Annotated in this window: 20 protein-coding genes; 11 read left to right on the top strand and 9 right to left on the bottom strand. The window is 74.1% G+C overall.

What is annotated here, in order from left to right; translation table 11 throughout:
* Positions 1 to 83 precede the first annotated feature (83 nt).
* On the top strand, positions 84 to 710 hold the full coding sequence (locus tag FIC82_RS09590; protein ID WP_253691684.1) for a TetR/AcrR family transcriptional regulator: 627 nt from the start codon (positions 84 to 86) through the stop codon (positions 708 to 710).
* 79 nt (positions 711 to 789) lie between these two features.
* Here the strand turns inward: FIC82_RS09590 and FIC82_RS09585 are convergent, their stop codons facing one another.
* The 3 genes from FIC82_RS09585 to ku all read right to left on the bottom strand — a co-directional run bounded on the left by FIC82_RS09585 (position 790) and on the right by ku (position 4,289).
* Positions 790 to 2,520 carry a hypothetical protein gene (locus FIC82_RS09585; protein ID WP_154798399.1) on the bottom strand — a complete coding sequence of 577 codons (1,731 nt, stop codon included), beginning with the start codon at positions 2,518 to 2,520 and terminating at the stop codon, positions 790 to 792.
* A 134-nt stretch (positions 2,521 to 2,654) separates the two neighbouring features.
* Positions 2,655 to 3,107 carry a VOC family protein gene (locus tag FIC82_RS09580; protein WP_154798398.1) on the bottom strand — a complete coding sequence of 151 codons (453 nt, stop codon included), beginning with the start codon at positions 3,105 to 3,107 and terminating at the stop codon, positions 2,655 to 2,657.
* A gap of 150 nt (positions 3,108 to 3,257) precedes the next feature.
* Complete coding sequence (gene ku / locus FIC82_RS09575; RefSeq protein ID WP_154798397.1) at positions 3,258 to 4,289, bottom strand: non-homologous end joining protein Ku; 1,032 nt, start codon at positions 4,287 to 4,289, stop codon at positions 3,258 to 3,260.
* 140 nt (positions 4,290 to 4,429) lie between these two features.
* Between ku and FIC82_RS09570 the strand changes: the two genes are divergently transcribed.
* Complete coding sequence (locus FIC82_RS09570) at positions 4,430 to 4,732, top strand: DUF1905 domain-containing protein (RefSeq protein WP_141390492.1); 303 nt, start codon at positions 4,430 to 4,432, stop codon at positions 4,730 to 4,732.
* 41 nt (positions 4,733 to 4,773) lie between these two features.
* Here FIC82_RS09570 and FIC82_RS09565 read toward each other — a convergent pair whose 3' ends face one another.
* Positions 4,774 to 5,442: a response regulator gene (locus FIC82_RS09565; RefSeq protein WP_154798396.1), complete on the bottom strand. Its 669-nt coding sequence runs from the start codon at positions 5,440 to 5,442 to the stop codon at positions 4,774 to 4,776.
* Complete coding sequence (locus tag FIC82_RS09560) at positions 5,439 to 6,635, bottom strand: sensor histidine kinase (RefSeq protein WP_154798395.1); 1,197 nt, start codon at positions 6,633 to 6,635, stop codon at positions 5,439 to 5,441. The genes FIC82_RS09565 and FIC82_RS09560 overlap by 4 nt, the downstream gene beginning before the upstream one ends.
* A 172-nt stretch (positions 6,636 to 6,807) precedes the next feature.
* On the opposite strand from FIC82_RS09560, the gene FIC82_RS09555 reads away from it, so the two are divergent.
* A complete protein-coding gene (locus FIC82_RS09555; protein ID WP_154798394.1) occupies positions 6,808 to 7,779 on the top strand; it encodes an ABC transporter ATP-binding protein in 972 nt (323 codons plus the stop codon).
* The gene (locus tag FIC82_RS09550) at positions 7,776 to 8,582 is read left to right on the top strand and encodes an ABC transporter permease (protein WP_154798393.1); all 807 of its coding nucleotides are present in this window, start codon (positions 7,776 to 7,778) and stop codon (positions 8,580 to 8,582) included. The genes FIC82_RS09555 and FIC82_RS09550 overlap by 4 nt, the downstream gene beginning before the upstream one ends.
* Positions 8,583 to 8,633: 51 nt before the next feature.
* Here the strand turns inward: FIC82_RS09550 and FIC82_RS09545 are convergent, their stop codons facing one another.
* Positions 8,634 to 9,332: a GTP pyrophosphokinase gene (locus tag FIC82_RS09545; protein WP_154800054.1), complete on the bottom strand. Its 699-nt coding sequence runs from the start codon at positions 9,330 to 9,332 to the stop codon at positions 8,634 to 8,636.
* Positions 9,333 to 9,588: 256 nt separating this feature from the next.
* On the opposite strand from FIC82_RS09545, the gene FIC82_RS09540 reads away from it, so the two are divergent.
* Together FIC82_RS09540 and FIC82_RS09535 are read left to right on the top strand one after the other, a co-directional pair.
* Positions 9,589 to 12,300 (top strand): ATP-dependent DNA ligase, encoded by a 2,712-nt coding sequence (locus tag FIC82_RS09540; protein WP_154798392.1) that lies wholly within the window; start codon positions 9,589 to 9,591, stop codon positions 12,298 to 12,300.
* 84 nt (positions 12,301 to 12,384) lie between these two features.
* Positions 12,385 to 12,882, top strand: a complete 498-nt coding sequence (locus FIC82_RS09535; protein WP_154798391.1) for a nitroreductase/quinone reductase family protein — start codon at positions 12,385 to 12,387, stop codon at positions 12,880 to 12,882.
* Positions 12,883 to 12,887: 5 nt separating this feature from the next.
* On the opposite strand, the gene FIC82_RS09530 is transcribed toward FIC82_RS09535, so the two are convergent.
* The gene (locus FIC82_RS09530; protein WP_154798390.1) at positions 12,888 to 13,595 is read right to left on the bottom strand and encodes a GntR family transcriptional regulator; all 708 of its coding nucleotides are present in this window, start codon (positions 13,593 to 13,595) and stop codon (positions 12,888 to 12,890) included.
* Positions 13,596 to 13,646: 51 nt separating this feature from the next.
* Between FIC82_RS09530 and FIC82_RS09525 the strand changes: the two genes are divergently transcribed.
* The 4 genes from FIC82_RS09525 to FIC82_RS09510 all read left to right on the top strand — a co-directional run bounded on the left by FIC82_RS09525 (position 13,647) and on the right by FIC82_RS09510 (position 17,680).
* Positions 13,647 to 14,894: a YncE family protein gene (locus FIC82_RS09525; protein WP_154798389.1), complete on the top strand. Its 1,248-nt coding sequence runs from the start codon at positions 13,647 to 13,649 to the stop codon at positions 14,892 to 14,894.
* Positions 14,891 to 16,135, top strand: coding sequence for an amidohydrolase (locus FIC82_RS09520; protein WP_154798388.1), 1,245 nt, complete (start codon positions 14,891 to 14,893; stop codon positions 16,133 to 16,135). Before FIC82_RS09525 ends, FIC82_RS09520 begins: the two co-directional genes overlap by 4 nt.
* Positions 16,136 to 16,236: 101 nt before the next feature.
* Positions 16,237 to 16,644: a VOC family protein gene (locus FIC82_RS09515; protein WP_154798387.1), complete on the top strand. Its 408-nt coding sequence runs from the start codon at positions 16,237 to 16,239 to the stop codon at positions 16,642 to 16,644.
* 100 nt (positions 16,645 to 16,744) lie between these two features.
* Positions 16,745 to 17,680 (top strand): NADP-dependent oxidoreductase, encoded by a 936-nt coding sequence (locus FIC82_RS09510; protein ID WP_154798386.1) that lies wholly within the window; start codon positions 16,745 to 16,747, stop codon positions 17,678 to 17,680.
* Positions 17,681 to 17,757: 77 nt separating this feature from the next.
* On the opposite strand, the gene FIC82_RS09505 is transcribed toward FIC82_RS09510, so the two are convergent.
* Positions 17,758 to 18,138: a cupin domain-containing protein gene (locus tag FIC82_RS09505; RefSeq protein WP_154798385.1), complete on the bottom strand. Its 381-nt coding sequence runs from the start codon at positions 18,136 to 18,138 to the stop codon at positions 17,758 to 17,760.
* A gap of 124 nt (positions 18,139 to 18,262) precedes the next feature.
* Here FIC82_RS09505 and FIC82_RS09500 point away from each other — a divergent pair, with 124 nt between their 5' ends.
* Entirely contained in the window at positions 18,263 to 19,441 is a 1,179-nt protein-coding gene (locus FIC82_RS09500) for an aminopeptidase P family protein (protein ID WP_154798384.1), read from the top strand.
* Positions 19,442 to 19,478: 37 nt separating this feature from the next.
* Here FIC82_RS09500 and FIC82_RS09495 read toward each other — a convergent pair whose 3' ends face one another.
* Positions 19,479 to 20,870 (bottom strand): MFS transporter, encoded by a 1,392-nt coding sequence (locus FIC82_RS09495; protein ID WP_253691682.1) that lies wholly within the window; start codon positions 20,868 to 20,870, stop codon positions 19,479 to 19,481.
* Between the last annotated feature and the right edge of the window lie 10 nt (positions 20,871 to 20,880).

The following is a 20,880-nucleotide window of genomic DNA, read 5'->3' as shown; positions in this document are numbered from 1 at the left end:
CTCTCCCCTGCCGAGCCCTGGTCGACAGGCTCCGCCCCGGTCGGACGGCCGGGGCAGCACGCCCTCCCACTACCCTCGGAACCATGCCCCCACCCCCCGCCGCCCGCGCCAAGGTCCTGCGCGCGTTCGCGTCCCTGCTCGTCGAGCAGGGCGAGCGCGCCGCCACCCTGGAGGCGGTCGCCGAGCGGGCCGGGGTCTCCAAGGGCGGGCTGCTCTACCACTTCGGGTCCAAGGACGCGCTCGCCGACGGCCTCACCGCGCACCTGCGCGAGCTCACCGCCGCCGACGTCGAGGCGATGCGTGCCGCACCCGCTGGCGCCGTCGACTACCTCATCCGCACCTCGACGCTCGTCGACACCGAGTTCGAGCTCGTCTACCTCGCCGTCTCCCGGCTCGCACAGGGGTCGTACCCGCGCGCCCGCGCCGCGCTCGACGGCGCGCACGACGCGTGGACCCGCACCGTCCTCGACGAGGTGGGCGACCCCGTCGTCGCCAACGCGATCGTCCTGCTCAGCGACGGGCTGTACGCGCACGCCGCGCTGAGCAGCGACGTGCTCGGCCGCGACACCGGCGGCGACGAGGAGGACGACGGCGACGACACCGCGGGCGAGGACCTCGCCTTCCGGGGGCCGCGCCCGGGCGACGACGTCGACGACCTCCTCCGGCTCATCGGCGAGCTCGTCGCGCTGCGCCGCGCGTCGACGGGCTGAGCAGTCCCTCACGCGGGAGGCCCCGGTAGCACGTCCGTCGACGCGCCACCGGGCCCTCCTGCTCGGGCGTCGCCCGCGTCTACCCGCCGAGCCGGAACGGGACGACACGCTCCCGCGTGACCCGCTCGCCGTCGACGTCGGCCGTGAAGAAGACGTGCACCTGGCCCTCGACCGGCTCCGTCGTCCGGACGGCGAACGCCTGGTACGCGCTCGCACCCGCCGCGACGCCTGGGAAGTGCTTGCGGCCGAACGGCGTCGCGACGCTCACGTCCGCGGTGCTGTCTCCCTCGTTGAGGACACGCACGGTCAGGTACGGCTTGCCCGCGAGCCATCGCTGGCTCACGTCGACGGAGAAGTGCGGCCCGGGGTCGTCGGCGCACGGGTCGGCCGTCGGCGCGTCCTCGACGTGCGCGCGGTACCCGACCGAGTAGGCACCGCCGTCGGCTGCCACGGTCGCGTACAGGACGAGGTCGACGTCGTCGAGGCGCCAGGTCGGGTCGTACGTCGGTGAGAGGGTCCCGTCGTCGTGAGTGATGAACCCCGGCCACGGCTGGCGTGTCGTCCACGGGTGCCCGAACCCGGCGTCGCCGTACACCACGTCGTAGCCTCCGCCGGGCCCCTGCCATTCGATGTAGAAGGTCGAGTTGTCCTCGGTCGCGCCGGGAGGCGGCGTCACGGAGATGTCGACGGACGCGACGCCCTCGACGCACACCGGCTGGACGGAGACGTCGGCGAAGTCGCACGACGGGCGGAGCGCGGCATACCAGCCGAGGAGAAGCTGCCCGTCGCCGTGCGGCCGCCACTGGTCGAACCAGAAGGGGAGCTCGTAGCCGGGCGACGCCGTCGCGACGACCCCCTCATCGGTGCGGGTGTAGGTGATCGCCTCGGTGTCCTCGGGCAGCACGACGTCGGCCGGGGTGGCCGCACAGTCGGTCACCACGTCCGGTGACACGGGCTCGACCGTCTTCGGCGGCACCCAGCACGGCTCGGACGACCCGGTCTCGACGCGGTCGAGCGCGTCGTCGGCCGCGTCGATCTCGACCGCCCACTCCTGCGCGGACGTCCCGTCGATAGCCCACTCGCCCCAGAAGTACCCGCTCGCGTCGATCGCGCCCTCGCCGACGACGCCGCCCCCCACGCGCACGGCGACCGCCGTGCCCACGGGGTACCCGTCGACCGAGACCGACAACGTCTCGCACCAGGCGTTGACCGAGACGCGCAGGCTCGGGTCGAACAGGCACGGCTCGGTGGTCCCCGACCACGTCCGGTCGAGGGAGTCGTCCGGCGCGTCGAGCACGACGGACCAGTCGTGCGCCGTCTGCCAGTCGAGCGCCCACAGGTTCCAGTAGGAACCGTCGACCGTCTCGTCGGCGAGGACGGCCCCGTCGACCGTCGCCACGACGCGCGACCCGGCGGGGTACTCGACGACGCTCGTGGTGATCTCCCCGCAGGAGGCGTCGGTCCAGGCGGTGGTGTTCGGGTTGGTCTCGCACGGCGTGGTCGTCCCGCCGTCCGAGAAGTCGCCCTCGGCGCCGTCCGGGGCGTCGACGACGACGCTCCAGTCGTGCGTGGTCGACCAGTCGACGTCGCGCCAGACGCCGAAGGAGCCGTCGAACGTCGTGGTCTCGGTCTCACCGTCGAGGGCGAAGGTGAACGACGTCCCGTCCGGGTAGGCGTCGAGCCTGATGTCGATGTAGCTGCAGGTGACCTGGACGTGCTGGGTGGCGGCGGCTGCGGGGGTCGCGGTGACGACACCCAGCCCGCCGAGGGCCAGCACCGTCCCCACGGTGCCGGCAAGGAGCTTCTTCACTCGGTTCGTGGTCCTTCACGAGAGGACGGCGGGTGCCGTCGGCGGAGATGTCGAGCGCATTCAACCAGACCTGGGGACGGTCTGGACATCCCCGGCAAACCTCCTGTGCACCCCGCCGTCTGCGCCGTCCGGGGTCAGCCGTCGTACGCCGCCCGCAGCGGTCCCAGGTCGAGCTTGGCCTGCGTCATCATCACGTCGACGACGCGCTGGACGCGGGCTGGGTCGGGGTCCTGGAGCATCGCGAGGAACTCGACGGGGACCACCTGCCACGACAGCCCGAACCGGTCCTTGAGCCACCCGCACTGCGACTCCTGCCCGCCGTCGGTGAGCGCCGCCCAGTACTCGTCGACCTCGTCCTGCGACTCGCACTCGACGACGAACGACACCGCCTCGGTGAACGGGAACTGCGGGCCGCCGTTGATGGCCGCGAACCGGTGCCCGGCGAGCTCGAAGTCCGCCGACACCGCCGTACCGTCGGGCTGGCGGAACACGTCCCCGACCTTCGCGTCGGGGAAGACGCTCGCGTAGAAGGTGATGGCCTCCTCGAGGTTGCCGTCGAACCACAGGCTCGGCACGATCGCGCGCATCGTCGTCTCCGTTCGTCAAGGTCGTACGGGCCGTCGGGCGACCGCCCACGGGTTCCGACGGGCGCCGCGGACGGAACTCATCGCGTCCGCCTCGGCCTGCCGGTCCGGCCGACCCGGCCCGGCCCGGCGGAGCGTCGCTGCGACCAGCGCCTACGCCGACTCCTTCTTCCGCGTCGTCTTCGTCGCGGTCGACTTCTCCTTCGAGGACGTCGAGCGGCTCGCCCCCTTCTTCGCGGCGGGCTTCTTCGCGCCCTCCGCCTTCCTGCCGCCGCTCTTCGACGGCGCGCCGGTCGAGCCCTTGCCCGACGACGACGCAGCCTTGCCGCCCGACCCGCCCTTCGCCGTCGACCCGCCGGTCGAACCCGAGCCCTTCGCCGACGACCCGCCCGCCCGCGAGCTCTTCGACGACGCGACGGACTTGCGCAGCGCCTCCATGAGGTCGATCACCTCGGCGCCCTCGCCCTCCTCGGGCTGCTCACCGAACGTCTCGGCGGTGTCGAGCGCGTCGCCCTGCTCGATCTTGGCCTCGATGAGCTGGCGGAGCTGCGCCTGGTAGTCGTCCTCGTACTCCTCGGGCGTGAAGTCGGCCTCGAAGCTCGCGACGAGCTGCGCCGACATGGCGAGCTCCTTGTCGGTCACCTTCGCCTCGGCGTCGAGCGAGGGGAACGCGGCCTCGCGCACCTCGTCCGCCCAGAGCAGCGTCTGGAGGACCAGCACGTCGTCGCGCACGCGCATCGCGGCGAGCCGCGTGCGCTGGCGCAGCGCGAACTTCACGATCGCCGTGCGGTCGGTCTCCTCGAGCGTGCGGCGCATGAGCACGTACGCCTTGTTCGAGGCAGAGTCGGGCTCCAGGTAGTAGCTGCGGTCGAGCAGCAGCGGGTCGATCTGCTCGCTCGGCACGAACTCGACGACCTCGATCTCGCGGCTGCGCTCGGCGGGCAGCGCGGCGAAGTCCTCCTTGGTCAGCACGACCGTGCTCTCGCCGTCGTCGTAGGCCTTGTCGATGTTCTCGTACGGCACGACCTCGCCGTCGATCTCGCACACGCGCCGGTAGCGGATGCGCCCGCCGTCCTTGTCGTGCACCTGGTGCAGCGGCACGTCGTGGTCCTCCGTCGCGGAGTACACCTTGACGGGGACGTTGACGAGGCCGAACGTGACGGCGCCCTTCCAGATGGCCCTCATCCGTCCATGGTGGCGCCCCGCCCGCGAGCCCGCGAGGGGTGGCGGCTCGCAGGACGGCGCCCGGGCGGCGTCCGGGAGACGTCCGCGGCCCGCCGGACGACGACGGCGCGCGTGTGGGTGGCCCGCGGCACCATGGTCTCGTGGCGGGGACGAGGTTCGAGTTCGAGGCCGAGCTGTGGCGGTGGGAGGCGCGCACCGACAGCTGGGTGTTCGCCGCGCTGCCGGAGGACGTGAGCGACGAGATCGCGGAGCTGCCGCTCCCGCCCGCGGGGTTCGGCTCGGTCAAGGTCGAGGTGACGCTCGGGGCGCAGCGCTGGTCGACGTCGGTGTTCCCGGACGCGCAGCGCAAGACGTTCGTCGTCCCCATCAAGGCGGCGGTGCGCCGCGCCGAGGGCGTCGACGTCGGCGACCGGGTGCGGATCGGCGTCGAGACGCTGCTCTGACGTCGGGCGGTGCCGGGCGCCCGGGCGCGACGGTGTACGCGTCAGCCGAGGAGACCGTGGTGCAGCGCGCGCAGGACGGCGCGCGTGCGGTCGCGCGCCCCGAGCTTGAGCAGCACGGTCGACACGTGGTTCTTCACGGTCCCCTCCGCCAGGAAGAGGGCGTGCGCGATCTCGCGGTTCGAGTACCCGGCCGCGACGAGGCGGAGCACCTCGAGCTCGCGCTCCGTGAGGTCCTGGACGACCACGGGACCGTCGTCCGCCTCCTCGGCCGGGGGCTCCCCCGCCCGGACCGCGCGCAGCAGACGGTCCGTGATCGACGGCTGCACGAGCGTGCCGCCGGAGGCGAGCGTCCGGACGGCGCCGGTGAGCTGTTCGAGCGTCACGTCCTTGAGGAGGTAGCCGCGCGCGCCGGCCCGCAGGGCCCGCAGGACGAGGGCGTCGTCGTCGAACGTCGTGAGCACGAGCACCGGGGTGTCGTCGCCGCTCTCGCGCAGGGCCTCGAGCGCCCAGATCCCGTCGTGGCGCGGCATGCGCAGGTCGAGCAGCACGACGTCCGGCGCGTGCTCGCGCACGGCCGCGAGCGCCGCCATCCCGTCCTCCGCCTCGGCGACGACCTCGACGTCCGGCGCGAGCTCGAGGAGGCTGCGGATCCCCTGCCGCACGAGGGTCTGGTCGTCCACGAGGGCGACACGGACCGGGGTGCCGCTCATGCGTCGGCCGTGGTCGTGCCGACGGGACCGGGGCCGCGCGGGAGCACCCGGGCGCCCCCGGCACGGTCCGCGCCGAGGACGGCCCGGTGTTCCAGCGCGAGCTCGACCTCGACTCGGAACCCGCTCCGCCCGTCGAGGCGGACCGTCCCGCCCGCGGCCCGGACGCGCTCCTCGATCCCCCGCAGCCCGTTCCCCGGCTCCACGCGGGCCGCGCCCCACCCGTCGTCCTGCGCGACGAGCAGCACCCTGCCCTCCTCGGCGGTGACGGCGACGTCGAGCACGGTCGCCTCCGCGTGCCGGATCGCGTTGGTCAGCGCCTCCTGGACGACGCGCACGAGCACGACCGTCTGCTCCTCGTCGACCGTGACGCCGTCGTCGACCACGACACGCACGCGCGGCACCGTCACGCGCTCGACGAGCGAGCCGAGCGACTCCTGCAGGCTCGGCGCCTGCCGCCGCAGCTCACCCACGGTCGCGCGCACGTCGCCGAGCAGCTCCCGGGCGACGCCCTTCGCCCGCACCACGTGCTCTCGCGCCTGGTCGCCGTCGTGGTGGCTCGCCGTCTCGAGCTCGAGCGCGAGCACGGTGAGCTGGTGGCCGAGCACGTCGTGCAGCTCGCGCGCGATCCGCAGGCGCTCGTCGGAACGTGTCGACTCGTCGCGCAGCACGGCGGCGGCACGCAGCTCGACGTGCGCAACGGCGAGCTGTTCGCGCATGCGCCGCTCGCGCTGGAGGGCGAGGGTCGAGCCGACGCTCGCGACCTGGAGCAGCAGGTAGATCGTCGCCGTGAGCAGGGCGTCGGTGACGGAGCCGCGCAGGCCGACGGCGGCCCCGGCGACGACGGTGTTCACGGCGACGACGACCGCCACGACGCGGACGGGGGCGACGTAGACGCTCAGCGCCGAGACGACGACGAGCAGGATCGGGAGCCAGCCCGCGCCGGGGGCCGTGAGCACGAGCGTCGCGACGAGGACGACCTGCGCCCCGAGCAAGGTGTACGCCCGGGGTGTCGCGAACCCCGGCCCGAGGGCGATCCCCACGGTGACCAGGACGAACGCGGCGAACACCCCGAGCCACGCGCCGAGCGGCACCGTCACGGAGCCGGCCGCGGCGATCAGGACGAGCGCCCCGATGCCGAGGACCACGACGAGCATCGCGATGCCCGCCCACACCTCCGGGTCGGTCCGTCGCATCCCTCCACCCTACGGACCATCCGGCCGGGCGCGACGTGCCGGAAGTCATGGGCACCGTCGGTGACGACCGGCACGCGCGCGACGGTCACCGTGGTCCCTAGCGTCGACGGAGCGACCGGGCGGGACCGACCCGACCGGTCGCACGGACGCACCGACGACGAGGGAGGACGACATGGACGCCGTCGACGCACGGCACCTCACCAAGCGCTACCGGCGCAGGGGCGGCACGACGACGGCGGTGGACGACGTCAGCCTCGTCGCCGTCGAGGGCGAGGTCCTGGGGATCCTCGGCCCGAACGGGGCGGGCAAGACGACCACGGTCGAGATGGTCGCGGGCGTGCGCCGCCCCGACGAGGGGACCGTGCAGGTGCTCGGCCTCGACCCGTTCACCGACCGTGCCGCGGTGCGCCAGGTGCTGGGGGTGCAGCTCCAGTCAGGCTTCCTGCACGGCGCGCTGACGGTGCGCGAGCTCGCGCACCTCTACCGCACGTTCTACGGCACGGGCCGCGACCCCGACGAGCTGGTCGCGACGCTGGGGCTCGAGGAGCAGCGCGACGTGCGCTACGAGCGGCTCTCGGGAGGTCAGCAGCAGCGGGTCGCGATCGTCCTCGCGCTCGTCGGGGACCCGCGCGTCGTGATCCTCGACGAGCTCACGACCGGCCTCGACCCGCAGGCCCGCCGCCAGGTCTGGCGGGTGGTCGAGAGTCTGCGCGACGGCGGCGCGACCGTGCTCCTCGTCTCGCACCTCATGGAGGAGGTCGAGCGGCTGTGCGACCGCGTGACTCTCATCGAGAGCGGTCGTGTCGTCGCGCACGACACCCCGGCGGGCCTCGTCGCGGGTGCCGGGCTGGACCAGCGCGTGCGCTTCCGCGTCGCGGAACCGCTCCCGCCCGCCCTCCTGGACCGGGTCCCCGGCGTGGACGAGGTGGCGGTCCGCGGGGAGCAGGTCGTGGTGACCGGGCGCGGCGACCTGCTCCAGGAGGTGAGCACCGCGCTCGTGCGGGCAGGCGTCGTCGCGACCGAGACCCGGCTCGAGCGCGCGACGCTCGACGACGCGTTCCTCGCGCTGACCGGACGCCCGCTCACCGAGGTCCCGACGGGCGATCCCCGCGCGACGACCGTCCCGACCGAGGAGGCCGCATGACCACCACCGCGCCCGCCGTCACGACGCCGTCCGGGCGGCGCACCCCGCACCGGCCCGGACCGGGCGCGTGGGTCGCCCTCGTCGGCGCCGAGGCCCGGATGGTCGTGCGCGACACCGCCGGTCTCGTCATGCCGTTCGGCATGCCCGTGCTGATCCTCGTCATGTACGGGGTCAGCGAGGCGACCGAGGTCGTGGTCCCGGGGTCGGGGGGCCGCACCGCGTTCGACGTGTTCGTCGTGCCGGTCGTGCTCGCGATCGTCGTCGGGATCATCGGCGTCATCAACATGCCGAGCTTCCTCGCCTACTACCGGCGGTCCGGGGTGCTCAAGCGCCTGTCCGTCACGCCCGCGTCGCCCGCCATGGTGCTCGTCGCGCAGGTCGTGGTGAGCGTCGCCCAGACCGCCGGGGGCGTCACGCTCGCGCTCGTCGTCGCGACGGCGGCGTTCGACGCGCGGCTTCCCGCGTCCCCGGGGGTCGCGCTCGGCGTGCTGGCCCTGGCGTCGGCCGCGACGTACGCGGTCGGGATGCTGGTGGCCGCCGTCGCGCCGACCCCCAACGCCGCGCTCGCGCTCGGTCTCGTCGCGTTCTTCGCGTTCGGCGCGACGGGCGGCATGTTCGGCGACCCGTCCAACCTCCCGGAGCCCGTCGCCCGGGCCGGGGAGCTGCTGCCGTTCGGCGCGGCCGTCCAGTCCCTGGGCGACGCGTGGGCGGGACGGCCCCTGGACACGGCGCACCTCGTCGCGCTCGGCGGCGCCGTCGTCGTCGGCACCGTCGGCGCCGCGCGCTGGTTCCGCTGGACCTGAGCCCGCCCCGCCGCCGGCCGTCGCCGCTCGCCCCCGGTGGGGTGAGCGGCGTCAGCCGTCGCGGCGGCGATCGTGGAACGCCTCGTCGGCGACCTGCACCGTGCGCATGAAGCTCTCGACCATCTCGCGCGGGGACACGAGCGCGTCCGTCGTCTCGACGGGCTCGGCCGCGCCGTCCAGCTCGCGGACCTCGTCGTGGATGCGCTCCATGGTCGTGTCGAGCGTCGCCGCGACGTCGGCCGCGAGCTTGAGGGCGTCGGTGAGGTGCTGGGGCACCTCCCGCTGGTACTTGTAGTAGATCTTGTGCTCGAGGCTCGCCCAGAAGTCCATCGCGATGGTGCGGAGCTGGATCTCCACGACGACGTCCTCGACCCGGTCCGAGAGGAAGACCGGCACCTTCACGATGAGGTGCAGGCTCTTGTACCCGTTGCCCTTGGGGTGCGCGATGTAGTCGCGCTCCTCCAGCACGGTGAGGTCGCGCTGGCCGACGAGCATGTCGCGCACCCGGTAGATGTCGGAGACGAAGCTGCACGTCACGCGCACGCCCGCGACGTCGAACATGTTCTCGCGCACGCCCTCCGGGGTGATCGGGATCCCCTTGCGCTGCGCCTTGGCGAAGATCGAGTCGATCGACTTCAGGCGCGAGCCCAGGTGCTCGATGGGGTTGTAGTCGTGGATGTGCCGGAACTCGTCGCGCAGGACGGTGATCTTCGTCATCACCTCGTCGATGCCGAACTTGTACGTCATCATCAGCCGGCGGAACTCGCGCACCCGGGGACGGATCTCCCCGGACGGCGGGACGTCGTCGGTCGTCAGGTGCGTCACGGTGTTCCTCTCGGTCCTGCTTCGTCACGGCGGTCCTCCCGGTCCGGTCGGGCCGCCTCCTCCAGTGTGCACGGTCGGGGGCGCCGGGAAGTTCCCGCGACGGCCCGCGGACAGGGCCCTTGGTCCCGCGTCCGGCCCCGCCCCGCGGGCGGCGCCGTCCCGTGCGCGCCACGATGGGCCCATGGCCACCTCATCGAGCCGCAGCGCGGGCGAGACGGTGAGCGTCGGTGGCCACCGGCTGCGGCTCACGAACCTCGACAAGGTCCTGTACCCCGCCACGGGGACGACCAAGGCGGACGTCCTCGCGTACCTCGCCGCCGTTGCCGACGTGATGCTCCCCCACTGCGCCAACCGCCCCGCGACCCGCAAGCGCTGGCCGGACGGGGTCGACGGGCAGGTGTTCTTCCAGAAGAACGCCGGGCAGGGCGTGCCGTCGTGGGTGCGTACGCGCCGCATCCAGCACAAGAGCAGCGCGAACGACTACGTGCTCGTCAACGACCTGGCCACGCTCACGTGGCTCGGCCAGACGGCGTCGCTCGAGCTGCACGTGCCGCAGTGGCAGTTCGGCCGCACGGGCGTCCACCTGAACCCCGACCGGCTCGTGCTCGACCTCGACCCCGGCCCGGGCGCCGGGCTGCCCGAGTGCGCCGAGGTCGCGCGCCTGGCCCGCCGGATCCTCCAGGGCATGGGCCTCGAACCCCTGCCCGTGACGAGCGGCTCGAAGGGGATCCACCTGTACGCCGCGCTCGACGGCAAGCAGGACGCCGCAGCCGTGTCCGCCGTCGCGCACGAGCTCGCGCGCTACCTCGAGGCCGAGCACCCCGACCTCGTCGTGAGCGACATGAAGAAGTCGCTGCGCGGCGGCAAGGTGCTCGTCGACTGGAGCCAGAACAACGGCAACAAGACGACCATCGCCCCGTACTCGCTGCGCGGGCGCGAGCACCCGACCGTCGCCGCGCCCCGCACGTGGGAGGAGCTCGACGACCCGGACCTGAGCCACCTCGACGCCGACGAGGTCGTCGAGCGCGTGCGGACCATCGGCGACCCGCTCGCGGCGCTCACGCTGGGCCACCTCTCCGCGCTCGAGCCCACGCCCGAGCGCATGGCGACGTTCGAGCGCAAGGGCGCCGCGACGTCGGGCAGCGACGGCGCGGAGGGCACCGGGACGGGGAGCGACGACGAGCGGCCCGACCGCCTGCACCGCTACCGCTCCATGCGCGACGCCCGGCGCACGCCCGAGCCCGTGCCCGACGAGGCGCCACCGGCGAGCGAGGGCAACAGCTTCGTCATCCAGGAGCACCACGCCCGACGCCTGCACTGGGACTTCCGGCTCGAGCACGACGGCGTCCTCGTGAGCTGGGCGCTCCCCCGCGGCGAGCCCACCGACCCGAAGAAGAACCACCTCGCCGTGCAGACCGAGGACCACCCGCTCGCCTACGGGGCGTTCGAGGGCACGATCCCGCGGGGCGAGTACGGCGCGGGCGAGGTGACCATCTGGGACGCCGGCACGTACGAGCTGGAGAAGTGGCGCGACGGCAAGGAGGTCATCGTCACCCTCCACGGCGAGCAGCACGGCACGCGCCGGCTCGCCCTCATCCACACGGGCGGCCGCGACGGCCGCGACGAGGACAACTGGCTCATCCACCTCATGGCGCCGAAGCCGGGCCGGGCGGGCGGAAGACCGCAGGGTCAGGGCCAGGGCGGGGGTCGGGGCGCGGGGGGTGGGGAGGAGGCGCCGGGTCTACCATCCGCGGCTCGTTCCTCGCCGCTCCCGCCAGGCCCGCCACGACCCGGCACCTCCTCCCCACCCCCCGCTTCGTCGTCGCCTCGCCGCGGGGTGTCGCCCGGCCACGATCACGACGAGCCAGCGCCGGCTCGGACGGACTGGCGGCCCATGCTCGCGTCGCCCGCGTCGGCGGGCGACCTGCACGACGGCGACGACTGGGCCTTCGAGATGAAGTGGGACGGGTTCCGGGCGCTCGCGCACGTGTCCGAGGGCCGTGTGCGGCTCGTGAGCCGCTCGGGCAAGGACATGACGGTGACGTACCCGGAGCTGCAGGCGCTCGCCGAGCAGGTCCCGGCCGAGGCGCTGCCGGTCGTGCTGGACGCCGAGATCGTGGCGCTCGACGCGCAGGGGCGGCCGAGCTTCCGGCGCCTCCAGCAGCGCGCGAACATCGCCAAGCCGGCGGACGTCGCCGCCGCGCGGCGCCGGGTCACGGTCGACCTCATGGTGTTCGACGTCCTGGAGACGGCGGGGCGCTCCCTCGCGAAGCGCCCCTACGACGAGCGGCGCGAGATCCTCGAGGACGTGCTGGGCGACGCGCACGCGCCGGTCCACGTACCTCCCGCGTTCGACGGCGACCTCGACGCCGCCTTGGACACGTCGAAACGGCTGGGGCTCGAGGGTGTGGTCGCAAAGCGGCGCGACGGCACGTACTCGTCGGGCCGCAGGTCGGCGCTCTGGCTCAAGCTCAAGCACGCACAGTCGCAGGAGGTCGTCGTCGTCGGGTGGCGCCCGGGGCACGGCGACCGCACGCACCTGATGGGCTCTCTCCTGCTCGCCGTGCCCGACGGCGACCGGCTGGTGTACGTGGGGCGCGTCGGGTCGGGCTTCACGGACGCCGAGCGGCGCGACCTCGTCGCCGAGCTCGGCCGGATCGAGCGCACGACGCCGCCCGCGACGGGTGTCCCGCGCGAGGACGCGCGCGACGCGCGCTGGGTCTCCCCACGCCGGGTCGCCGAGGTGGTCTACGCCGAGTGGACGGGGCCGGGCGAGGGCGAGGCGGACGACATCCCGTTCGGCAAGCTGCGGCACCCCGTGTGGAAGGGGTGGCGGCGCGACAAGGCGCCGACCGACGTCGTGCGCGAGGAGCCCGCGAGGCTAGACCGCTGACCGACCGTTGACGTCGACCGCGGCCTCGCGGGACGGTTGCTGCGTCGAGGTTCCTCGGCTCCCCTCCGACGCAGGACGGTGACCATGACCGACACGTCGTCCGCACCTCCCGCCCCCGAGCGCCCGCCCCGGCTCCCACCGCGCTGGTTCGTCCGCACGGCCTGGGTCGTGCACCGCGCGTACTACCGCGTCACGGGCCGCCGGCGCGGCCTCTGGAAGCCCCGGGAGCAGAAGTGGGGCACGCTCCTGCTCCGCACCGTGGGCCGGCGCACCGGTCGCCAGCACGCCGTGATCGTCGGGTACTTCGAGGACGGACCGAACCTCGTGACCCTCGCGATGAACGGTTGGGCGGCGCCCGAGCCCGCGTGGTGGCTCAACCTCCAGGCCCACCCGGACACGACCGTGGAGCTGCACGGCGAGTCGCGCGCCGTGCACGGCCGGGCGGCCGAGGGTGCGGAGCGGGCCCGGCTCTGGGAGCGGTGGCGTACGTACGACGACGGGCTCGACGGGTTCGCGGCGCGTCGCCCCTCCGAGACCGCGGTCGTCGTCCTGGAGCCGCGGGCGGAGCGCACCGCGGGCTGACGTGGTCAGTCCGCGGCGGCGCGTCGTGCGGTGAGGGCGCGGCGTGACGTCTCCAGGTGGGCGGCCACCTGGTGCGCCGCCTCGTCGGCGTCGCCGGCGCGGATCGCGTCGAGCAGGTGGCGGTGCTCGCCCGCCATGCCTGCGAGGTCCTCGTGCTGGCCGAGCAGCCAGCGCGACCGGCTGGCGGTGACGGCCGTGAGCTCGTCGAGCACGCTGTTGCCGGCGGCCGCGAGCAGCGCCTCGTGGAAGTCGGCGGCCGCCCGGCGTGCGGCCGTCGCGTCGTCGCGGGCCGCGGCCTGCTCCTCGCGCGCGAGCGCGTCGGCGAGCGCGGTCAGGTCCTGCGGTGCCGCGCGCTCGGCGGCCCGACGCGCGGCGAGCACCTCGAGGGCCGCGCGCACCTCGAGCAGGTGCGCGACGTCGTCGGGCGAGAAGGTGCGCACGACGGCCCAGCTGCGCGGTCGCGGCGTGACGAGCCCCTCGGCGACGAGCGCGCGGAGCGCCTCGCGCACGGGGACGCGGCTCACGCCGAGCTCGTCGGCGAGCTCGCGCTCGACGAGCCTGCTGCCGGGACCGCGCTCCCCGTCGACGATCTGGTCGCGCAGGACGCGCGCGACCCGCAGCGCCTCGGGCTCGAACGTCCCGTGCTCGGACGTGTCGGGCTCGGGCGTGTCGAGCCCGGGCGCGCCGGTGGCGGAGGCGGAGCGAGGTGCCATGCCGTCATCCTCCCGGATTCCCCTGAGCGGGTTTTGGTATACCATTCTGCCATGCTGGCGAACCCTCGGCACACCACCGCGCCCGGTCGGACGACCGCGGCGACCCGTGCGTGGCGCCGCGGCGCGCTCTGGATCACGAGCCTGGCCGTGCTCCTCGCCGCGTGCTCTCCCGGGAGCCCGGCCGACCCCACCACGCCCGACCCGGCTCCGCCCGGCCCGAGCTCCCCCGCCTCGGACCCCGAGGTGCCCGCGCCCGAGGCCGAGCCCACCGTCGAGCCGGAGGACGCAGCCCCCCGCTACCTCCTCGCGACCGAGGCGGAGTCCGACGGTCTCGCCGTCGTCGACCCGACGGTCCGCGAGGGCAGCGCCGTCGTCGACCGCGTCGAGGTCGGGGCCGCGCCGTGGGGCATCGCCGTGCACGCCCCGAGCATGCGCGCGTACGTCTCGACGGCGCAGGGCGTCGCGGTCGTCGACCTGACGTCGCGCGAGCGCGTCGACCTCATCCCCTACCGGGACTCGCCCGCCCGGGTCGGGTTCGGCGAGCACCGGCGCGGGGGCATGGGCATCGCGGTGTCGCCCGACGGCGCACGCGTCCACGTCGCGGTCCACCGCGGCGACTCGTCGACGCTCGAGACCGTCGACGTCGCGGCGCGCGAGGTCGTGGCGAGCACGCCCGTCGGGCTGCGAACCTTCGACGTCCTCGTCGCGACCGACGGCGGCGAGGTGTACACCGTCGACCACGACCAGTTCTCCGTGCACGTCGTCGACACGACGACGTTCGAGACGCGGCGGATCGAGGTCGCGCCGTTCGGCACCGAGGGCGGCCTCGCGTCGTTCGAGAAGCCGCACTACTCGGTGCTCGACGACGACGGCGCGCTCCTGCTCCCCTACCAGGGGCGCGTGCTCGTCCGCCTGGACCCGGCTACGGGCACGACGACGACCGTGCCCTCCGCGGCGGACAGCCACCAGCACGGCGTCGCGCGCACGCCCGACGGCCGCGTCGTCGTCGTGGGCAACGGGCCGTTCGGCAACGCGACCGGCGGCCCGAACGTCGCGGTCCTCGATCCCGCGACCGGCGAGGAGCGGGTCGCTCCCCTGACGCGCCGGCACGAGACCGTCACCACGTGGACCGACCCCGGGACCGGCGCCCTGAGCGCCGTGCTCGCCGGCGGGTACACGCAGGCCGAGGCGTGGGACGGCGCGACGGTCGTCGACCTCGCCACGCTCGAGTCGTACGAGATCCAGATCCCCGGACGGCCGCAGGTCGTCGTCCCGCTCCCGGAAGGACCCGCCGCATGACCAGCATGAGCACCCCCGAGACCGTCAGCGTCCTGCGCGACGTCCGCCCGTGGGGCGGCGAGCGGGTCGACCTGCACGTCACCGACGGTCTGATCACCGCGGTGACGCCGCACGACCCGGCCGCGCCTGCACCGTCGGGCACCGGAGCGCCCGGCGACGGCGGGGCGAACGGTGTCGTGGACGGTCGAGGTCTGCTCGCCCTGCCGGGACTGGTCAACGCGCACGCGCACGTCGACAAGAGCTGGTGGGGCAAGCCGTGGGTCAGCTACGGCGGCGAGGCGACGACGCAGGGGCGCATCGCGCACGAGCGCGCGCACCGCGACGAGCTCGGGATCCCCGGCGTCGACGTCACGCTCGCGGTGCTGCGCGAGTTCGTCCGCCACGGCACGACGGCGATCCGCACCCACGTGGACGTCGACCTCGGCCTGGGCCTGCGCGGCATCGACGTCGTGCGCGAGGCGCTCGCCGCGCTCGCCGGCGCCGTGCACGCCGAGATCGTCGCGTTCCCGCAGGACGGCGTGCTGCGCCGCCCGGGCGTGCTCGACCTCCTCGACGCGGCCGCGGCTGCGGGCGCGGAGCACGTCGGCGGGCTCGACCCGGCGTCCATCGACCGCGACCCCGTGGGCCAGCTCGACGGGCTCTTCGCGATCGCCGAGCGGCGCGGCGTCGGGATCGACGTGCACCTGCACGACGGTGGCGAGCTCGGGGCGTTCCAGGTCGAGCTCATGATCGACCGCACGCTGCGCGCCGGGCTCCAGGGCAGGGTCAACGTCGCGCACGGCTTCGCGGTCGGCGACGTCCCGGCGTCGCGCCAGGCGGACCTCGTCGCCGCGATGGGCGAGGCGGGCATCACCATGACGACCGTCGCGCCGATCGGCGCCGCGCCCCTGCCGGTGCACGCGCTGCGTGCCGCGGGCGTGGCCGTCGGGCTCGGCACCGACGGGATCCGTGACCTGTGGTCGCCCTACGGGACCGGGGACCTCCTCGCCCTCACGACGCAGCTCGCGCGCCTGTCCCGGTTCCGGCACGACGAGGAGCTCGTCACTGCCGCGCGCGTCGCGACGTCCGACGCCGCCCGGTTCGTCGGCCGCGACGTGCACGACCTCGCCGTCGGCGCGCCCGCGGACGTCGTGCTCGTCGAGGCCGAGAACGTGCCCGACGCCGTCGTGCGCGCCCCGCGCCGCGCGCTCGTCATCGCCGGGGGCCGGGTCGTCGCGCGCGACGGCGACGTGCTCGTCTGAGGCACGCGTAGCCCTCCGCCGATGAGTTCGTGGGGCACCCGTCGTCTATCCCCACGACACCACGTACCGGGCGAACCGCCCACGACGCCGGAGGCGCACTCATGAGCACGCAGATCTTCGTCAACCTGCCCGTCAAGGACCTCGACGCCTCGAAGGCGTTCTACACGGCGCTCGGCTACACCGTGAACGAGCAGTTCACGGACGAGAACGCGTCCTCGATCGTCATCAGCGACACGATCTACGTCATGCTCCTCACCGAGGAGTTCGCGAAGCAGTTCACGAACAAGTCCGTCGCCGACGCGACCGCGACGACCGAGGTCATCAACGCGCTGAGCGTCGACAGCCGTGAGGAGGTCGACCGCCTCGCCGACGCCGCGTTCGCCGCCGGCGCGACGGCCGTCAAGGACCCCCAGGAGGAGGGCGGTTTCATGTACTCCCGCAGCTTCGCCGACCCCGACGGCCACCAGTGGGAGGTCCTCTTCATGGACCCCACGGCGTTCGAGGGCTGACCGACCACGGTTCTACTTCGGCAGACCACGGGCCCCTCGGAAGAGGCTCTGTCTCGGCGACCGCGGGAATCGGGCGGGCGGTCACGCGGTTGCCGCCTTCATGCGAGCCATCACGTACTCCCGCTACGGCGGCCCAGACGTCCTCGAGACGACCGACCTCCCGACCCCCAAGGTCGGGCCCGACTCCGTGCTCGTGCGCGTGCGCGCCGCGAGCGTCAACCCGGTGGACTGGAAGGTCCGCGAGGGGTACCTCGACCAGCTCATGGACGCCGTCTTCCCGGTCGTCCCCGGGTGGGACGTCGCGGGCGTCGTCGAGCGCGTCGGGCTGGATACCCCCGAGCTCCAGGTGGGTGACGAGGTGTACGGATACGTGCGCAAGGACGTCGTCGGCGGCGAGGTGTCGGGCGGGACGTTCGCCGAGCTGGTCGCGGCGCCGGTCCGCACGCTCGCGCGCAAGCCCGCGGCGTGGTCGTTCGAGGAGGCCGCCGCGGTCCCGCTCGCGGGCCTGACGGCGTACCAGACGATCCGGCGTGCCGGGGTCGCCGAGGGGCAGACGGTCCTCGTGCACGCCGCGGCCGGGGGCGTCGGGTCGTTCGCCGTCCAGATCGCGCGGGCGCTCGGCGCGCGGGTGATCGGCACGGCGTCCGAGCGCAACCACGACTTCCTCCGCTCGCTGGGCGCCGAGCCGGTGACGTACGGCGAGGGTCTCGCGGACCGCGTCACGGGTCTCGCGCCCGAGGGCGTCGACGTCGTCCTCGACTACGTGGGCGGCGACGCGCTCGACTCCGTGCCCCAGGTCCTGCGCGACGGCGGGACGGTCGCCTCGATCACGGACGCCCGCGCCCGGGACGAGCTCGGCGGGCACTACGTCTGGGTGCGCCCCGACGTGGCGGACCTCACCGAGCTCGCGCGCCTTGGCGACGAGGGCCTGCTGCGCCCGGAGGTCGCCGAGGTGTTCGACCTCGCCGACGCCGCCGACGCGCACCGCGCGAGCCAGTCGGGCCACGTGCGCGGCAAGGTCGTCGTCCGGGTCTGAGTCCCGCGAGATCGACCCGAGCGTCGCGAGATCGGCCCACCGAGGGTCGAACTCGGCCGCTCGGGTCGAACTCGTCGTCAGGCGTCGGGCAGCTCGCGCAACGGCGACGTCAGGTCACCACCCGCGTCCCCCGTGTTCACCGTCCCCCGTCGCTCGACGAGCACCGCGGACGTCTCGACGGCGGCCCGTGGCCGGTGCTCGACGCCGCGCGGCACCACGAACAGGTCGTGCGGGGCCAGCACGACCGCCCGTTCGACGCCGCCCTCGCGCAGGTCGATCGTCAGCTCGCCCGCGAGCACGAGGAACAGCTCGTCGGTCTCGGGGTGGGTGTGCCAGACGAACTCGCCGAGCACCTTCACCACCTTGACGTCTTCGTCGTTGAGGCTCGCCACGCGGTGCGGCTGCCAGTGCCCGGCGAACGCGCCGAGGGCCGCGAAGAGGTTGCGCACGTCGCTCATGCGCCCACCCTGCCACGGCCCTGCCCGTCGCGAGATCGACCCGTACGTCCGAGATGGAGCGTCAGGGGGTCGACGACGGAGCGCTCGGGTCGATCTCGCGGGTGCGGGATGCCAGGCTGGCACCATGAGCAGCACCGACGCCGCACGTCCGGGGGCCGGCTTCGGCCCCGAGGTCTACGCCGCCCGGCGCGAACGCGCCGCCGCGCACGCCCGCGACGCCGGGATGGCGGGCCTTCTCGTCTCCCCCGGACCCGACCTCGCGTACTTCACCGGGTACGCCCCGCCCGAGACCGAGCGACTGACGCTGCTCGCGATCCCCGCGGGCGTGCCGGACGACTCGGGCCGGCCCTCCGTCGTCGTGCCGCTGCTCGAGCGCGGGGACCTCGCCGCGGCGCCCGGCGCGGACGGGCTCGACGTCGCGACCTGGCGCGACGGCGAGGACGAGCACGACGCCGCCGCGCGCCTCCTCGACCCGGCCGGAACCTACGCCGTCTCGGACTCGACGTGGGCGCTGCACGTGCTCGGGCTCCAGCGCGCGCTCCCGGACGCGCGGTTCACCGCGTTCACCGACGCAGTCCCGACACTGCGCGCCGTCAAGGACGCGCAGGAGGTCGAGCGCCTCGCCGCCGCGGGCGTCGCCGCCGACGCCGCGTTCGCCCAGATCCGCGAGGTCACGTTCGCGGGTCGGCGCGAGCGGGACGTCGCGGCCGACCTCGACCGGTTCCTGCGCGAGCACGGGCACGAGCAGGTCGACTTCACGCTCGTGTGCGCGGGCCCGAACGGCGCCGACCCGCACCACGACGCCGGCGACCGCGTGATCGAGCCGGGCGACCTCGTCGTGCTCGACTTCGGCGGGCTGCGCGACGGGTACGGCTCCGACACGACGCGCACGGTCGTCGTCGAGGGCGGCACCGACGACGCCGTCGCGGCGCAGCAGCGCGAGGTCTACGACGTCGTCCGCCGCGCCCAGCAGGCCGGGGTCGACGCCGTGCGGCCGGGCGCGACCTGCCAGGACGTCGACCGCGCCGCACGCGCCGTCATCACCGACGCGGGCTACGGCGAGTTCTTCGTGCACCGCACCGGGCACGGCATCGGCACCACGACCCACGAGCCGCCGTACATGGTGGAGGGCGAGGACCGCCCGATCGAGCCCGGCATGTGCTTCTCGGTCGAGCCGGGCATCTACCTGCCCGGCCGCTTCGGCGTCCGGATCGAGGACATCGTCGTCGCGTTCCCGCCCGACGTGCCCGACGGCGCACGTCGCCTCAACACCTCCACGCACGACCTGCAGACGGTCCGGTGAGGGACGCGCGCCGGCCAAGCAGTCTCACCGTGACCGCTCACGTGGTCGTCCGCGCCGCGTCGCGCACGCGCTCGTTGCGGATGCCGACCCAGCTCAGCACGCCGCCCAGCACGAGGAGCGCGGCGGTCACGACGAGCGAGCGGTGGAAGCCGTCGAGGTCGAGCACGCCGCCGACGATCACGCCCGCCAGCGCGATGACGACGAGCCCCGCGACGCGGGAGACCGCGTTGTTCACCGCCGAGCCGATCCCGGCGTCGGCCGCCGGGATGGAACCGAGGATCGCGGAGGTGAGGGGCGCGACCGTCATCGCGAGGCCGAGGCCGAAGAGCACGAGACCGGGCAGGACCTGGGTGACGTACACGGCGTCCTCGGTCGTCGTGAGCAGGAGCAGGTAGCCGGCACCGCCGACGATCGGCCCGACCGTCATGAACAGGCGCGGTCCGTAGCGGCCCGCGAGCGCCCCGAACCGCGTCGACAGCGCGAGGAGCACGAGCGTCACGGGGAGCTGCGCGAGCCCTGCGGCGGTCGCGCTGTACCCGCCGACCTGCTGGAGGAACAGCGTGACGACGAACCCGCCGAAGTAGAGCGCGCCGTAGATGGCGGCGGTCGCGAGGTTGCCCCACGCGAAGTTGCGCACCCGGAACAGCCGCGGCGGGAGCATCGGGTCGGGGGCGCGCCGCTCCCACCACACGAACACGACCAGGCACGCGACCCCGACGACGCCCGGTCCCCACACCACCGGGCTCGCCCAGCCGAACCGGCCCTGCTCGATGAGCGCGAACACCGTCCCGGCGAGCCCGACGGCGGCGAGCGTCGCCCCGGCGACGTCGATGCGGCGGGTGGCCCCGGCGCCCGGCTCCTCCGCGGCGGACCGCGGTACGCCCCGCAGCAGCCACAGCGTCACCGCGACGGGGAGCACGTTGATCCAGAACACCCAGCGCCACGAGATCGTGTCGATGAGGATCCCACCGAGCAGCGGCCCGACGAGCGACGCCGTGCTGGTCCACGCGGTCCAGGAGCCGATCGCGCGGGACTGCCGCTCGCCGTCGAACGTCGAGATGATCATGGCGAGCGAGCTGGGCACGAGCAGGGCGCCCGCGACGCCCTGGAGCCCGCGCGCCACGACGAGGAACAGCCCGTCGGGGGCCAGCGCGCACGCGACGGACGTGACCGCGAAGCCGACGAGGCCGATCGCCATGATGCGGCGCCGGCCGTGGACGTCCGACAGCGATCCCGCGAGGAGGATGAGGGCGCCCAGCGTGATCATGTAGGCGTCGACGACCCACTGCTGCAGCGCCAGCCCCGTGACCGGACCGGTCGTCAGCTCGGCCGAGATCGCGGGCAGCGCGACGTTGACCACCGAGCCGTCCAGGAACGACACGAACGACGCGAGGACCGCGACCACCAGCACCCGCTGCTGCACCGTCACCGACCCACCG

Origin of the sequence: Cellulosimicrobium protaetiae (assembly GCF_009708005.2) — a bacterium.
Classification (GTDB): Bacteria; Actinomycetota; Actinomycetes; order Actinomycetales; family Cellulomonadaceae; genus Cellulosimicrobium; species Cellulosimicrobium protaetiae.
This window is presented reverse-complemented; position numbering and strand designations above follow the sequence as displayed.